Origin of the sequence: Actibacterium sp. XHP0104, from assembly GCF_025751515.1 — a bacterium.
Lineage (GTDB): Bacteria > Pseudomonadota > Alphaproteobacteria > Rhodobacterales > Rhodobacteraceae > Actibacterium_D.
Genome location: NZ_JAOWLE010000002.1, coordinates 85,232 through 101,347 on the forward strand (window position 1 = coordinate 85,232; position 16,116 = coordinate 101,347).

The 16,116-nt window shown below is 66.2% G+C and carries 12 protein-coding genes; 10 read left to right on the forward strand and 2 right to left on the reverse strand.

Annotated elements, in window-relative coordinates; all coding sequences use genetic code 11:
* Positions 1-38: 38 nt before the first annotated feature.
* The 9 genes from OE856_RS04795 (at position 39) to OE856_RS04835 (ending at position 11,004) form a co-directional block, all read left to right on the forward strand.
* Complete coding sequence (locus OE856_RS04795) at positions 39-953, forward strand: D-alanine--D-alanine ligase (RefSeq protein WP_263714917.1); 915 nt, start codon at positions 39-41, stop codon at positions 951-953.
* Positions 941-1,819, forward strand: a complete 879-nt coding sequence (locus OE856_RS04800) for a cell division protein FtsQ/DivIB (RefSeq protein ID WP_263714918.1) — start codon at positions 941-943, stop codon at positions 1,817-1,819. Before OE856_RS04795 ends, OE856_RS04800 begins: the two co-directional genes overlap by 13 nt.
* On the forward strand, positions 1,819-3,153 hold the full coding sequence (gene ftsA, locus OE856_RS04805; RefSeq protein WP_263714919.1) for a cell division protein FtsA: 1,335 nt from the start codon (positions 1,819-1,821) through the stop codon (positions 3,151-3,153). The genes OE856_RS04800 and ftsA overlap by 1 nt, the downstream gene beginning before the upstream one ends.
* A gap of 184 nt (positions 3,154-3,337) precedes the next feature.
* Complete coding sequence (ftsZ, locus tag OE856_RS04810) at positions 3,338-4,930, forward strand: cell division protein FtsZ (RefSeq protein ID WP_263714920.1); 1,593 nt, start codon at positions 3,338-3,340, stop codon at positions 4,928-4,930.
* 218 nt (positions 4,931-5,148) lie between these two features.
* On the forward strand, positions 5,149-6,069 hold the full coding sequence (gene lpxC / locus OE856_RS04815; RefSeq protein WP_263714921.1) for a UDP-3-O-acyl-N-acetylglucosamine deacetylase: 921 nt from the start codon (positions 5,149-5,151) through the stop codon (positions 6,067-6,069).
* A 128-nt stretch (positions 6,070-6,197) separates the two neighbouring features.
* A complete protein-coding gene (locus tag OE856_RS04820; protein WP_263714922.1) occupies positions 6,198-7,040 on the forward strand; it encodes an outer membrane protein assembly factor BamD in 843 nt (280 codons plus the stop codon).
* Positions 7,041-7,064: 24 nt separating this feature from the next.
* Positions 7,065-8,717, forward strand: coding sequence for a DNA repair protein RecN (gene recN / locus OE856_RS04825; protein WP_263714923.1), 1,653 nt, complete (start codon positions 7,065-7,067; stop codon positions 8,715-8,717).
* Between the two features lie 57 nt (positions 8,718-8,774).
* Positions 8,775-10,580, forward strand: a complete 1,806-nt coding sequence (locus OE856_RS04830) for an aminopeptidase P family protein (protein WP_263714924.1) — start codon at positions 8,775-8,777, stop codon at positions 10,578-10,580.
* 79 nt (positions 10,581-10,659) lie between these two features.
* Positions 10,660-11,004 carry a DUF427 domain-containing protein gene (locus OE856_RS04835; protein ID WP_263714925.1) on the forward strand — a complete coding sequence of 115 codons (345 nt, stop codon included), beginning with the start codon at positions 10,660-10,662 and terminating at the stop codon, positions 11,002-11,004.
* A 50-nt stretch (positions 11,005-11,054) separates the two neighbouring features.
* On the opposite strand, the gene OE856_RS04840 is transcribed toward OE856_RS04835, so the two are convergent.
* Positions 11,055-12,752 carry a chloride channel protein gene (locus tag OE856_RS04840; RefSeq protein WP_412174860.1) on the reverse strand — a complete coding sequence of 566 codons (1,698 nt, stop codon included), beginning with the start codon at positions 12,750-12,752 and terminating at the stop codon, positions 11,055-11,057.
* Positions 12,753-12,844: 92 nt separating this feature from the next.
* Between OE856_RS04840 and OE856_RS04845 the strand changes: the two genes are divergently transcribed.
* Positions 12,845-14,218 (forward strand): FAD-binding oxidoreductase, encoded by a 1,374-nt coding sequence (locus OE856_RS04845; RefSeq protein WP_263714926.1) that lies wholly within the window; start codon positions 12,845-12,847, stop codon positions 14,216-14,218.
* Between the two features lie 6 nt (positions 14,219-14,224).
* Here the strand turns inward: OE856_RS04845 and cobT are convergent, their stop codons facing one another.
* On the reverse strand, positions 14,225-16,099 hold the full coding sequence (gene cobT, locus OE856_RS04850; RefSeq protein ID WP_263714927.1) for a cobaltochelatase subunit CobT: 1,875 nt from the start codon (positions 16,097-16,099) through the stop codon (positions 14,225-14,227).
* Positions 16,100-16,116: the final 17 nt, after the last annotated feature.

Sequence of the window (16,116 nt, forward strand, 5' to 3'; positions counted from 1 at the left end):
AAATCAGGCCGCATAAGGCTGGAAGCAACGAGGCGGGCATGTCGAGCAGGGCAGCCCCGAAAGTGGCGGTATTGATGGGTGGCCCCTCGGCCGAGCGTGAGGTGTCCCTGTCCACGGGTCGCGAATGCGCGGCCGCCCTTCGGGCAGAAGGATTTAACGTCGTCGAACTGGACGCGGGGCCGGACCTGGCTGCGCGGCTGGTCGATTTGCGTCCTGACGTTGCCTTCAATGCGCTGCATGGCCGCTGGGGCGAAGATGGCTGCGTGCAGGGCATCCTTGAATGGCTGCGCATCCCCTATACCCATTCCGGCGTTCTGGCCTCGGCCCTGGCGATGGACAAAGAGCGCAGCAAGGTCACCTATCGCGCCGCCAACCTGCCGGTGCTTGATAGCTGCATTGCCCTGGCCCAAGAGGTGCGCACCCGTCACGTGATGGCGCCACCCTATGTGGTCAAACCCAATAACGAGGGCTCTTCGGTGGGGGTGTATATCGTGCACGAATCCGCCAACGGCCCGCCGCAACTGTCGCCCGACATGCCCGAGATGGTCATGGTCGAGGCCTTTGCCCCCGGGCGCGAGCTGACCACCGCCGTGATGGGCGATCGCCCGCTGACCGTCACCGACATTCTGACCGACGGCTGGTATGACTATGACGCCAAGTACAAGGCCGGCGGGTCGCGCCACATCGTGCCCGCCGACATCCCGGCCGAGATCTTTGACGCCTGTATGGAATACGCCCTGCGCTCGCATCAGGTGCTGGGCTGTCGCGGGCTAAGCCGCACCGATTTCCGCTGGGATGAAACCCGCGGGCTGGACGGGCTGATCATCCTTGAAACCAACACCCAGCCCGGGATGACCCCAACATCGCTGGCGCCCGAACAGGCGGCGCATTGCGGGATCAGCTTCGGGCAACTGTGCCGCTGGCTGGTGGAGGATGCATCATGCAACCGCTGAACCACCACCCGCGCCGTGACCCCGCGCCCACGCGCCTGACCTACCGGATGAACCGGCTTTGGCTGACGCCGCTGTTTCGCAGCTTTCTGCGGATTGGCCTGCCGGTGCTGACCGTGGCCGGGGGCGTTGCGATCTTTCTGGCCGACACCGACCGGCGCGAGGGGCTGGTGATGGCCGCGCAGGACATGCGCCGCGCCGTCGAGGAGCGCCCCGAATTCATGGTCAAGGTCATGTCGGTTCAGGGCGCGTCAGCCGAGCTGGACCAGGATATCCGCGAGGTTCTGCCGCTGGATTTCCCGATCTCGTCCTTTGATCTGGATCTCGAGGAAATGCGCCTGGCGGTGTCAGAGCTGGATGCCGTGGCGCGTGCCGAGATGCATGTGCGCCCCGGTGGCATTCTTGAGGTCAAGGTCGAGGAACGCGAACCGGCGATCATCTGGCGCTCGCGTCAGGGGCTGGAACTGCTGGATGGCCAGGGCCACCGCGTGGCCCCGTTGGAAACCCGCGCGATGCGCGCCGATCTGCCGGTCATTGCCGGCGACGGCGCCGATGCCGAGGTCGCCGAGGCGCTGGCCCTGATCGACGCGGTCGGCCCGCTGGCCCCCCGTTTTCGCGGGCTGGTGCGGATGGGCGAACGCCGCTGGGACGTGGTGCTGGACCGCGACCAACGCATCCTGCTGCCCGAACAGGGCGCGGTGCGGGCGCTGGAGCGCGTGATCGCGCTGGCCCAGGCCGATGATTTGTTGGACCGCGACCTGATCGCGGTGGATATGCGAAACCCGGCCCGGCCGACCCTGCGCATGGCGCAGGGCGCGGTCGAAGAGCTGCGGCGGATAAGAACTCTTGAGGCAGGAGCAAGCAACTGATGACCGAGCTGTATCAGTCACAGCGCGCCATGCGGCGGATGCGCAAACAGGCGATGGAACGCGGCGTGATCGCCATTCTGGATGTGGGCAGTTCAAAAATCGCCTGCCTGGTGCTGCGCTTTGATGGGCCCGAACGGTTTCGCAGCAGCGACGGCGTGGCCTCGCTGGCGGGGCAGTCGTCGTTCCGTGTGATCGGCGCGGCGACGACCCGGTCGCGCGGCGTGCGCTTTGGCGAGATAGACGCCATGCCAGAGACCGAACGCGCCATCCGCACCGCCGTGCAGGCGGCGCAAAAGATGGCCAATGTGCGGGTCGACCACGTGATCGCCTGCCTGTCGGGCGCGCGGCCGCGGTCTTATGGGCTGGATGGCCGAATCGACCTGGTCGACAGCGTTGTGTCCGAGGATGACGTGGCCCGCGTGCTGGCTGCCTGCGACGTGCCCGATCTCGGCCACGGCCGCGAGGTGCTGCACGCGCAGCCCGTGAATTTCGCGCTGGATCACCGCACCGGCATGAACGACCCGCGCGGCCAGATCGGCAACACGCTGGCCTGCGACATGCATGTGCTGACCGCAGACGCCCACGTCATGCAGAACCTGCTGTATTGCATCAAACGCTGTGACCTGGAATTGGCCGGCTTGGCCAGTTCGGCCTATGTGTCGGGCGTGTCCAGCCTGGTCGAGGACGAACAGGAACTGGGCGCCGCCTGTATCGACCTGGGCGGGGGCTCGACCGGCGTGTCGATCTTTATCAAGCGCCACATGATCTATGCCGACAGCGTGCGCCTGGGCGGCGATCACGTCACGCAGGATATCTCGAAAGGGCTGCAGGTGCCGCTGGCCACGGCCGAGCGCATCAAGACCTTCTACGGCGGCGTCGTGGCCACCGGAATGGACGACCGCGAGATGATCGAAATCGGCGGTGATACCGGTGATTACGAGCACGATCGCCGCACCGTCAGCCGGGCCGAACTGATCGGAATCATGCGTCCGCGCGTCGAAGAGATTCTCGAAGATGCCCGCGCGCGGCTGGATGCGGCCGGATTCGAGCATTTGCCCAGCCAGCAGATCGTTTTGACCGGTGGCGGTAGCCAGATACCGGGGCTCGACGGGTTGGCCAGCCGCATCCTGGGCCAGCAGGTGCGCCTTGGTCGCCCTATGCGTGTGCAGGGGCTGCCTCAAGCTGCGACAGGTCCTGCATTTTCTTCGGCGGTCGGTCTGTGCCTCTTTGCGGCACACCCGCAAGACGAGTGGTGGGACTTTGAAATCCCCGCCGAACGCTATCCGGCGCGGTCGCTCAAGCGGGCCATGCGCTGGTTTAAGGATAACTGGTGATCGCAATATGCTGTGGCATAGGCAAAATACCGCTCGCTGCACCTGCATATCATCTATATTTTGTGGGGAATTTGCGTTTTTTTCGTGACCTCCCCCTGCGCGATAGCTAATATTGCGCGAAGTATCGGGTATTGTGCGTCTGGCAGGACAGCAGGCGCCGCGGAAACAACAGGCGGATTTTTCTATGGCTTTGAACCTTACCATGCCGGAGCGCGATGAACTGAAACCTCGTATCACCGTGTTCGGTGTCGGCGGGGCAGGCGGCAACGCCGTCAACAACATGATCGAAAAAGAGCTGGAAGGTGTCGAGTTCGTGGTGGCCAACACCGACGCTCAGGCGCTGCAACAGTCCGCCGCTCAGGCGCGCATCCAGATGGGTGTGAAGGTGACCGAAGGCCTGGGCGCTGGCGCCCGCCCGTCGGTCGGCGCCGCCGCCGCCGAGGAAACCATCGAGGAAATCGTCGACCACCTGGCCGGCGCGCATATGTGCTTTATCACCGCCGGCATGGGCGGTGGCACCGGCACCGGCGCCGCCCCGATCATCGCGCAGGCCGCGCGTGAGCTGGGCGTGCTGACCGTGGGCGTCGTGACCAAACCGTTCCAGTTCGAAGGCGCCAAGCGCATGCGCCAGGCCGAGGACGGCGTCGAGGCCCTGCAAAAGGTCGTTGACACGCTGATCATCATTCCGAACCAGAACCTGTTCCGCCTGGCCAACGAGAAAACCACTTTTACCGAGGCCTTCTCGATGGCCGACGACGTGCTGTATCAGGGCGTCAAGGGCGTGACCGACCTGATGGTCCGTCCGGGCCTGATCAACCTCGACTTTGCCGATGTTCGCGCCGTGATGGACGAGATGGGCAAGGCGATGATGGGCACCGGCGAAAGCACCGGCGAAGACCGCGCCATCCAGGCCGCCGAGAAAGCCATCGCCAACCCGCTGCTCGACGAGATCAGCCTGCGCGGTGCGCGCGGCGTGTTGATCAACATCACCGGCGGCTACGATCTGACCCTGTTCGAACTGGACGAGGCCGCCAACCGCATCCGCGAGGAAGTGGACCCCGAGGCCAACATCATCGTCGGCTCGACCCTGGACACCTCGATGGAAGGCGCGATGCGCGTGTCCGTCGTGGCCACCGGCATCGACGCCAGCGAAGTGGTGCACGAGGCCCCGGTGGCACGCCGCCGCCTGGCCGAGCCGCTGCAGCCCACCGCTGCCGAGGTGGCCGCGCAAGAGCCCGTGGTCGAACAGATTGCCGAGCCCGCCCCGGCGCCCGAGCAGCCGCGCTTCCCCTTTGATGCCGATGCCGCGCACGAGCAGGCCGAGAACATCTTTGACACTGCGGATGACAGCGATGACCTGCCGCCGCCGGCCTATCAGCCCGCCGTCGAGCCGCAGCCCGAGGTTGCGCGTTTCGCCGAAGAGGCCGCTGACGAGGCCTTTGTCGCGCCCAAACCGCGCGCGCCCGGCACCCCGTCGCCCGAGGCCCTGGCCCGCCTGCAAGCTGCCGTCGCCAAGGCGCCGCAGCAGCGCAGCCCGGTTGCCGCTGCCCCGCATGTGCCGGCCCGTCAGGCCCCGGCCGCGGCGCCCGCGCCGGAGAAAGCCCGCTTTGGCATCGGTTCGCTGATCAACCGCATGGCCGGCCACGAAGCCGCCGCCCGCGGTGGCGCCCAGCCGCGTCAGCAGCCCCAGGTTCAGGGCTATCACGAAGATCCCGAACTGGACCCCGAACAGGAACGGATCGAGATTCCGGCCTTCCTGCGGCGTCAGGCGAACTGACATCTGCACCAGATATTGCAGTGAAAAGGGCCGGGTATCCGGCCCTTTTTCTTATGTAAAACAACTGCTTGTGGGGCGTATTCAAGGGCTGAGCGGGAATCTGCCGATCCCTGGCGCCGGTATGTTTCAGGCCGTTACAAAGATTGAGTTGTTATTGCATCCCCCCCGCCGTAGATCGAGGCTGCCAGGAAAAACCTGGCGCAGTTTACAGGTGTTTCGTGCAAGCAACGTTGAAATCCTCTGCCCGTTTTGATGGCGTCGGTCTGCATTCGGGTGCGCCCGCGCGCATGGTCGTGCACCCGGCTTCGGCCGATTACGGGATCTGGTTTCGCCGCACGGATATCACTGATCGCGATGCGCTGATCCCCGCCCGCTGGGACTATGTCGAACAGACCGCGCTGTGCACCCGTCTGGTCAATGGCGCCGATGTATCGGTCTCGACCGTCGAGCACGTGATGGCCGCGCTGGCCGGCTGTGGCATCCGCAACGCTCTGATCGAGATCGACGGCCCCGAGGTTCCGATTCTCGACGGTTCGGCCGCGCCCTTTGTCGCCACCTTTATCGAGCGTGGCATTCAGGGCCTGGGCACCGCCGACCGTGCGATCCGCATTCTGAAACCCGTCGAAGTGCGCCGGGGCGAGGCCGTGGCCCGCCTGGACCCCGCCGAGACGCTGGAAATCGACTTTCACATCGACTTTGCCGACCGGGCCATTGGCCGCCAGGACAAGGTGCTGAACATGGCCAACGGCGCCTTCGTGCGCGAGCTGTGCGACAGCCGCACCTTCTGCCGCCAAGCCGATGTCGACGCGATGCGCGCGCAAGGTCTGGCCCTGGGCGGCACGCTGGAAAACGCCGTGGTCGTCGATGGCGATCGGGTTCTCTCGCCCGGCGGTCTGCGCCATGACGACGAGGCCGTGCGCCACAAGATGCTGGACGCCCTGGGCGACCTCGCGCTGGCCGGCGCGCCGATTCTGGGCCGTTATACCGGCCACCGCGCGGGCCACGCGCTGACCAACGAATTGCTGCGCCAGCTGTTCGCCACGCCGGGCGCTTGGCGGATGGAGGTCTGCGACGACACCACCTCGCGTCGCCTGCCGGGCGTGGGTGTCAAGGCCGGCGATCTGCGGGCCGTCGCGTAAGCCTGTCGCACCGGTGCAAAATCCGCGCCAAAGACGTTTTGCCGCGAAATTTTATGTGCTAGGACACGAGGCAAGGCTACGGTCTGCCCGATGGCAGGCCGTGGAACCACAGACAGGGTAGGCGGTTCATGGGCAACAGATTTTCGCGCAAGGCTCTTGTCGGGGCGGTGTCGGCGCTGGCCTTTCTGGCGGCCTGCGGCGGGGGCGAGGAAGAACGCCCGCTGGAAAGCTATTCCGCCGAGGAAATTTACGCCCTGGCCGAGTTCCAGCTGGAAGAAAGCCCCAACAAGGGTGAACGCGCCGCAGAAACCTTTGCCGAGGTCGAGCGCCTATATCCCTATTCCGAATGGGCGAAACGCGCGCTGATCATGCAGGCCTATTCCTATCAGCAGGCCCGCGAATACGAACTTAGCCGCTCGGCCGCGCAGCGTTACATCGATTTCTATCCGGCTGACGAAGACGCGGCCTATGCGCAATATCTCGTCGCGCTTAGCTATTACGACCAGATCGGCCTTGTGGGCCGCGATCAGGGCGTGACCTATCAGGCGCTGCAATCGCTGCGCACCGTGATCGAGCGTTATCCCGACAGCGAATACGCCCAGTCGGCGATTCTGAAATTCGACCTGGCTTTCAACCATCTGGCGGCCAAGGAGATGGAGGTCGGGCGTTATTACCTGAAACGCGGCCACTATACCGCCGCGGCCAACCGCTTCCGCGCCGTGGTCGAGGATTTCAAGACCACCACCATGACCGCCGAGGCGCTGTATCGCCTGATCGAATGCTATCTGTCGCTCGGCCTGACCGCCGATGCCCAGGCCGCCGGCGCGATCCTGGGCTACAACTTCCAGTCCAGCGAATGGTATCAGGATGGCTATGACCTGTTGCAGGGGCAGGGGCTTGAGCCGGGCCTGTTTGGCACCGGCTGGCTGCAATCCATCTATCGTCAGATGATCAAGGGCGAATGGCTCTGATCGCGCGCCGGGGGGTGTAAATCCATGCTGCGCAGTCTCGATATCCGAGACCTGCTGATCATCGACCGGCTGGAGCTTGCCTTCCAGCCGGGTCTGAACGTGCTGACCGGGGAAACCGGGGCGGGCAAGTCGATCTTGCTGGATTCGCTGGGCTTTGTTCTGGGCTGGCGCGGGCGCGCCGACCTGGTGCGCGCGGGCGCCGATCAGGGCGAGGTCGTCGCCGTGTTTGACCTGCCTCAGGGCCACGCCGCGCGCGCCATTCTGGATGAGGCCGGGCTGCCTGCGGGCGACGAGCTGATCCTGCGCCGCGTGAATTCCGCCGATGGGCGCAAGACCGCCTGGGTCAACGATCGCCGCGCCAGTGGCGAGGTGCTGCGCGCCCTCTCTGATACATTGGTCGAACTGCATGGCCAGCAAGATGACCGCGGCCTTTTGAACCCGCGCGGCCACCGGGTGATGCTGGATGATTTCGCCGGTCTGGGCGCCGATGTCGCCGCCTGCCGTGCCGCCTGGCGCAAGGTGGCCGAGGCCCGCCGCGCCCTTGACGCCGCCGAGGCCGCGCTGGCCGCCGTGCGCGACGAAGAGGACTACCTGCGCCACGCCGTGGCGGAACTCGACACGCTGGATCCGCAGCCGGGAGAAGAGGCCGATCTGGACGCCCGCCGCCGCATGATGCAGGCCGCCGACCGCATCCGCGAAGACATCACCCGCGCCTTTGCCGCGCTGGGGTCCGATGGCGGGGCCGAGGCGATGATGGGCGACGCCACGCGCTGGCTGGACGGGGTGGCCGACAAGGCCGAGGGCCGTCTTGCCCCCGCGATCGAGGCTCTGGGCCGCGCTCAGGTCGAACTGGGCGAGGCGCAGCAGGCGGTCGAGGACACGCTGGACGCGCTGGCCTTTAACCCGGCCGAGCTGGAACAGGTCGAGGAACGCCTATTCGCCATTCGCGGGCTGGCGCGCAAACACGGGGTTCAGCCCGACGATCTGGGCGGCTTTGCTGAGGATCTGCGCGCCAAGCTGGCGGCGCTGGACGCGGGCGAGGCCGATCTGGACGGGTTGCGCAAATCCGTGGCCGCCGCCCAGGCGGGCTATGACACTGCCGCCGCCGCGCTAAGCGCCCGCCGCGCCACCGCCGCGCAGGCGCTGGATGCCGCCATGGGCGCCGAGCTGGCACCGCTGAAAATGGAACGCGCGGTTTTTACCACCGAAATCACCCCTGCCGACCCCGGCCCCGAGGGCGTGGACAACGTGGCCTTTACCGTCGCCACCAACCCCGGCGCGCCCTCTGGCCCGCTGAACAAGATCGCCTCGGGCGGCGAGCTGTCGCGCTTTCTGCTGGCGCTCAAGGTCTGCCTGACCAAGGACGCGCCCGATCTGACCATGATCTTTGATGAGATCGACCGAGGCGTGGGCGGCGCCACTGCCGATGCCGTGGGCCGCCGCCTGGCCGCGCTGGCCGAGGGCGGGCAGGTGCTGGTCGTCACCCACTCGCCGCAGGTCGCGGCCCTGGGCGCGCATCACTGGCGCGTCGCCAAGGACGTGCACGATGGCATGACCCTGTCGCGCGTCACCCCCGTCGACGATGCCCACCGCGTCGATGAAATTGCCCGGATGCTGGCCGGCGACACCATCACCGACGAGGCCCGCGCCGCCGCCCGCGCCCTCTTGGCCGGCTGACCATTGCGGCGGGCGGCAAATGCCGCTCTTATGGGGGGATCAGATCAGGGGTGCCCCATGTTTCAGCGTTTCGAATCCGTGACCCGGCCCGCCGATGGCCCGCCGCGCCTGGCCGCCTTGCGAGCCGAGATGCGCCGCGCGGGGATCGACGGGTTCCTGGTGCCACGTGCCGATATGTATCAGGGCGAATATGTCGCCCCGCATGACGATCGGCTGGCCTGGCTGACGGGGTTCACCGGCTCGGCCGGGTTTGCTGCGGCGCTGATGGATCGGGCCGGGGTGTTCATCGACGGGCGCTACCGCGTGCAGGTGCGCCAGCAGATCGCGCCCGAGGCCTTTGCCCCCGTGCATTGGCCCGAGGTCGGGCTGGCCGACTGGCTGCGCGAGGCCCTGCCCGATGGCGGCACGGTGGGGTTCGACCCCTGGCTGCACACGTTCGAACAGATCGACCAGCTGCTGAAAGGGCTGGAAGGCAGCGGCATCACCTTGTCGGAAACCGCCAACTTGATCGACCGCATCTGGCACGACCAGCCCGCGCCGCCGACAGGGGCGATTGTCGTGCATCCCGACGATCTGGCCGGCGAAAGCCACGCCGCCAAACGTGCCCGTCTGGGCGCGGCGCTGCACAAGGCGGGGCAGGGGGCGGCGGTGATCACGCTGCCCGATTCCATCGCCTGGCTGCTGAACATCCGGGGCAGCGACATCCCCCGCAACCCGGTGCCCCATGCCACTGCGATCTTGCAGGCCGACGGCCATGTCACCCTGTTCACCGATCCGGCCAAGATCGACGACGCGCTGCGTTCCCATCTGTTCCCCGACATCACCCTGCGCCCCGCCACCGCGTTCGAACCGGCCCTGCGCAGCCTGACCGGCACCGTGCGCGTCGACCGCGCCAGCGCGCCTTTTGCGGTGACCGAGATCCTGAACGGGGCGGGCGTCGATCTGGAATGGGGGCAAGACCCGTGCATCCTGCCCAAGGCCTGCAAGAACGCGGCTGAAATCGACGGCAGCATTCGCGCCCATATCCGCGACGGCGCGGCGATGGTCGAATTCCTGAGCTGGCTCGAGATGACCCTGCCGGGCGGCCGCCTGACCGAGATCGACGTGGTCACCGAGCTGGAGGTCTGCCGCGGCGCCACCGGCCGCCTGCGCGACATCAGCTTTGAAACCATCGCCGGTGCGGGGCCGAACGGCGCCATCGTGCATTACCGCGTCACCCGCGACAGTAACCGTACGATCACCCCCGGTCAGCTGCTGCTGATCGACAGCGGCGGGCAATATCGCGACGGCACCACCGACATCACCCGCACCGTGCCGGTGGGCGAGGTCGGCCAAGAGGAAAAGGAATGCTTTACCCGCGTGCTGCAAGGCATGATCGCCATGTCGCGCGTGCGCTTTCCGCGCGGGGTCGAGGGCCGGCATCTGGACGCGCTGGCGCGCTATCCGCTGTGGCTGGCGGGCCAGGATTATGACCACGGCACCGGCCATGGCGTCGGCTCATACCTGTGCGTGCACGAAGGCCCGCAGCGCCTGTCGCGCATATCCGACGTGCCGCTACAGCCCGGCATGATCCTGTCGAATGAGCCGGGCTATTACCGCGAAGGCGCCTTTGGCATCCGCATCGAGAACCTGATCGTGGTCGAAGAGGCCCCCGATCTGGGCGACGGGCGGCCGATGCTGCAATTCCGCACCCTGACCCTGGCGCCGATCGACCGGCGGCTGATCGTGGCCGATATGCTGTCGGCCGAAGAACGGGAATGGCTGGATGCCTATCACGCCCGGGTCGCGCACGAACTGGGCCCGCTGGTCTCGGCCGGGGCGCGCACCTGGCTGTCGAAGGTGACGCAGCCACTGCCTGCATGAAACGCTGGATTTTCTGACACCAAGCTGTCATGTATCGCCGGCATGATTGATGCGCCGGAGAGAAGAGAGGTTAACCCCGATGACGAACGAGATGATGATCCGCAAAGCCGAAGGCAAGTGGGTAGTGCGTGCTGGCGGGGCCGTGCTGGGTGAGACCTCGAATGCGCTAGAGCTGACCGAGGCCAATATGCCGCCGGTGATCTACTTCCCCGAAGCTGATATCGCCATGCCCTTCCTCGAGGCGGCCGATACCCGCATTGCCAGCCCGACCCTGGGCGAGGCGCAGTATTTTTCGATCGAGACCAAGAGCAATTCGCTGCGTGATGCGGCCTATCGCCTGACCTCGCCCAATGCCGAGCTGGACCGCCTCAAGGGCTATCTGGCGTTTCGCGTCAGCGATACGGTGACGGTCGAGCGCCTGTAACACAGGCCTCTACCCGCGACAGGCCCCGGCATCGTCCGGGGCTTTTTCGTTCAGGAATGTTCCTCGGCCGCCGTCGCGGCCAGCGCCCGGTTATAGGCGTTTAGCGCATCGACATGAAAGAGCGCGCCCAAAAGCGTGGCCTCGCCCTTGTCACTGGCGGGTTGCACCACGGGGATGAAACTGTGGCCGGTGCTTTCAAACAGCGGCAGTGCGGTTTCCAGCGTGGCGTCGGGGGTTAGGAACATGCCGGTTTCCATCAGCGCCTCACAGGCCTCGCGCGAGGCGGCGCCGGGGCTGTCCTTGCCGCGCATTACCACGCTGGCCTTGTACAGCGACAACAGATAGGCCTGCGGCCCGGCGGCCACGCGCTTGCCCGCGCGTTCCAGCATGGTCAGGAAGAACGACCGGTGCACTAGCCGGCTGGACAGCGCGCTGGACATCGATACCGCCACCATCACCGCCAGCCCGGTCTGCCAGTCGCCGGTCAGCTCGAACACGATCAGCGTGGTCGAGATCGGCGCGCCCAGCACAGCCGCCGCCACCGCGCCCATGCCCGCCAGTGCATATAATGTCTCGTCGCCGCTGACCCCGTCGAAGATGGATGTCGCGACCAGCCCAAAGGCCAACCCCGTCAGCGCCCCCATCATCAGCGAGGGCGAAAAGATCCCACCGCCCATCCGCCCCGCCATGGTGATCGACACGGCCACGGCCTTGAGGATGGCAAAGACCACCGCCTCGCGCAGGATCAGGCTGCCCGTCAGCGCGGCAGAGGTGGTTTCATAGCCCACGCCGATGATATGCGGGAAGAAGATCGCGATGCCGCCCAACATCGCCCCCGCCACCGCCGGGCGCAGCCAGCGTGGAATGCGCAGCGTGGCTTGCAACGCGTTGCCGATGTCATCGGCCCAGAATATCGCCCGCATCAGCGCCGTCGCCACCAGCCCGCAGGTCAGGCCCAGCAGCAGAAAGGCCGGCAGCTCGAAATAGATCACCAGCGAATTGTCGACCGGCAGCATGAACTCGGTGATATCTCCGAAAAACACCCGGCTGATCACCGTGCCCGCCGCGCTGGCGATCACGATCGGGGCCAGGGCGTGCACCGCGAAATGGCGCAGCACCACCTCAAGCGCGAACAAAGCCCCCGCGATCGGCGCGTTGAACGAGGCCGACACCGCCGCCGCCACCGCACAGCCCAAGAGGTCACGCCCGACGATGCCGCTGGCGTTGATCCGGGTCGAGACCCAGCTGGATATGATCGCCGCCAGATGCACCACCGGGCCTTCGCGCCCCGATGACCCGCCCGAGCTGAGCGTGATCAGCGACGACACCGCCGAGGCGATCCCGGCCTTCTTGTCGACCCGCCCGTCATGCAGGGCCGCGCCCTCGATCACGTCGGCGACGGTGCGCACCCGGCCGTCATCGGTAAAGACATGCAGGATAAGCCCCACAACCAGCCCGCCGCAGATCGGGATCACCAGGATCCATTGCCAGGGCAATGTCTCGGCAAAACTGTGCAGCATCCGCGGGTCGGCCACGCCGTATAGCCGGGTCTGCAGTGCGTTGATCGCCAGGCGAAACCCCACCGTGGCAAAGCCCGCCCCGATGCCGACCGCCAGCGCGATGAACCAGAACTGGATCTGCGACGGCCCCTTGGTGCGCAGCACCGACCAGGCGCGGCGCAGCTCGGCGCGACCATCGGCGAACTGGCGGTTCAAAAGGCGTTTCAGCGGCTCGCTCACCCGCGACATCCCGTTGCAGGGCAAATATAATTTCGACATTCCCCGCGCTGCCCAACTGGCTTAGGGTGCCGCAAAGACCCCTCAGACCGAAAGGATCATCCATGTCCATCGCTTCGGCCATTCAGGAACTGTCCCAAGTCTTAGGCGATCGGTTGAGCCTGTCCAAGGCCGATCTGGACGCCCATGGCCAGAACGAGGCCCATTTCCCCGTCACCCCGCCCGATGCGGTCGCCTATCCGCAAGACACGGCCGAGGTGTCGCAGATCATGCGGATCTGCTCGGCCCATGGCTGCCCGGTGGTGGGCTATGGGGCGGGCACCTCGCTAGAGGCGCATGCGCTGGCGGTTCAGGGCGGGGTGGTGGTCGATTTCGCCCGCATGAACCGGGTGATCGAGGTCAACGCCCAGGACATGGATGCGCGGGTGCAACCGGGCATCACCCGCGAGGCGCTGAACACCGATCTGCGCGCGACGGGGCTGTTCTTTCCGGTCGATCCGGGTGCCAATGCCAGCATCGGCGGCATGGCCTCGACCCGGGCCAGCGGGACAACGGCGGTGCGCTATGGCACGATGCGTGACAACGTTCTGGGGCTAGAGGTCGTGCTGGCCGATGGCCGCATCATCCGCACCGGCACCCGCGCCCGCAAATCCAGCGCGGGCTTTGACCTGACCGGCCTGTTCGTAGGCGCCGAGGGCACGCTGGGCCTGATCACCGAACTGACCCTGCGCCTGCATGGCCAGCCCGAGGCCATCAGCGCCGCCGTCTGTGCCTTTGACGATATCGGCGCGGCGGTGGAAACCGTGATCGCCACCATCCAGATGGGCATTCCCATGGCGCGGATCGAATTCCTTGACGGCGCATCCGTTGCCGCCGTCAACGCCATGTCGAAGCTGGGCCTGCCCGAAACCCCGCATCTGATGGTCGAGTTCCACGGCTCAACCGCGGGCGTCGCCGAACAGGCCGAACGCTTTGGCGAGATCGCCGACGAGATGGGCGGCAAGGGGTTCAAATGGTCGTCGAAACCCGAAGAACGCACGGCCCTGTGGGAGGCCCGGCACAAGGCCTATTGGGCGGTTTTGTCCTCGCGTCCCGGCGCGATGGGGCTGGTCACCGACCTGTGCGTGCCGATCTCGCGCCTGGCCGAGGCCGTGACCGCCGCCCATGAGGACATCGCCCGCGCCTCGATCCCCGGTCCGATCCTGGGCCATGTGGGCGACGGTAATTTCCATTCGCTGCTGCTGGTCGACCCCGACAGCCCCGAAGAGCTGGCCGAGGCCAAGGCAATCGCGGCCCGCATGGTGGACCGCGCGCTGGAAATGGGTGGGACGATCACCGGTGAACACGGCGTGGGCATGGGCAAACTGCCCTACATGCGCGCCGAACATGGGGCCGCCTGGGACGTGATGGGCGAGATCAAGCGCGCGCTGGATCCGGGCAACCTGATGAACCCGGGCAAGATGGTGCCCGGGAATTAGGCCTGCTTACATCGCCTTTTTCAGGCCCGAGAATCGCGCCCGCGCGCGCGGGTCGCTGTCAAACAGGCTGGCCAGCTGTTCGGTCATCGCGCCGGCCAGCTGTTCCACATCGGTGATCGTGACCGCGCGTTCGTAATAGCGCGTCACGTCATGGCCGATGCCGATCGCGATCAGTTCGACCTGCTTGCGTTTCTCGACCAGGGCGATCACATCGCGCAGGTGTTTTTCCAGGTAATTCGCGGGGTTGACCGACAAAGTTGAATCATCGACCGGCGCCCCGTCGGAAATCACCATCAAAATTTTGCGCGCCTCGGGCCGGCCCAGCATTCGCCGATACGCCCATTCCAGCGCCTCGCCGTCGATGTTTTCTTTCAGCAGGCCCTCTTTCATCATCAGGCCCAGGTTGACCCGTGTGCGGCGCATCGGCGCGTCGGCCGATTTGTAGATGATGTGGCGCAGGTCATTCAGGCGGCCGGGCAGCTGCATCCGGCCATCGGCCAGCCATTGCTCGCGGCATTGCCCACCTTTCCAGGCGCGGGTGGTAAAGCCCAGAACCTCGACCTTGACGTTGCAGCGTTCCAGCGTGCGCGCCAGAATATCGGCGCAGATGGCGGCGATGGAAATCGGCCGCCCGCGCATGCTGCCCGAATTGTCCAGCAGCAGCGTCACCACCGTGTCGCGGAACTCGGTATCCTTTTCCACCTTGAACGACAGCGGCGTGGTGGGGTTGGCGACCACGCGGGCCAGACGCCCGGCATCCAGGATGCCCTCTTCGAGGTCGAATTCCCAGCTGCGGTTCTGCTGGGCCTGAAGGCGGCGCTGCAACTTGTTGGCCAGACGGCTGACCGCGCCTTTCAGCGGCTCGAGCTGCTGGTCGAGATAGGCGCGCAGGCGTTCCAGCTCGGCGGGTTCTGCCAGATCCTCGGCGGCGATTTCCTCGTCATAGGCCGTGGTAAAGACCCGGTAGTCGGGATCGGCCTCGGAATGGGGCGGCGGCGGGGGCGGTTCCAGCGGGGCCTCGCCCTGGGGCAGCTCGGTCTCGTCCGACATCTCGTCATCGGCCAGATCGTCCATGCTGACCTGCGCCTCGGCCATGTCGGGGCTGCGATCCTGGTCGCGCTCGGGATCGGCGTCGGCCTGGTCATCCTCTTGCTCTTCGCTGCCTTCGGATTCGGGCTGTTCCTCGTCCTGCGCCTCTTCGGATTGATCGTCCTGGTCGTCGTCGCTGGTATCGGGATCGTCGCCCAGCTGATCGGCATAGCCCAGATCGGCGATGACCTTGCGCGCCAGTTTCGAAAACGCCTCTTGGTCGGCCAGAACATCCGACAAGTCGTCAAGCGTGCCGCTGGCCTGTTCCTCGATAAAGCCGCGCCACAGGTCCAGCACGTTCTGTGCACCGGCGGGCAGGGGGCGGCCGGTGGCTAGGTGACGCACCAGATAACCCGCCGCAACCGCCAGCGGCGCATCCGCGGCGGTGGTGATACGGTCATAGCCCAGGCGCGCGGCCTGATCGGCGATCATCACGTCGATATTACTGGCGGTGCCGGGCATGACGCGCGCGCCCACGGCCTCGCAGCGGGCGGTTTCCATCGCCTCGAACAGATCGCGCGCCATCTCGCCCGGAGGAGCGTATTTCGCGTGTGTCGCGTCATCGTGAAACTTGTGCCGCAGCGCCAGGGCATCGGCCGTGCCGCGCGCCAGCAGGACCTCTTCGCGGGTCATCCGGCGGCTGACCTGCGGCAGGCGCATCGTGTCGCCCGATACGCCCGAGGGATCAACCGTATAGCTGACAGACAGGTCGGGATCGTTGGCCATGACCTTGGTCGCCTCGGCCAGGGCCTTTTTGAACGGATCGGCAGGGTTGTCGCTGGGTTTGGTCATGGGATCATGTCGTGGGT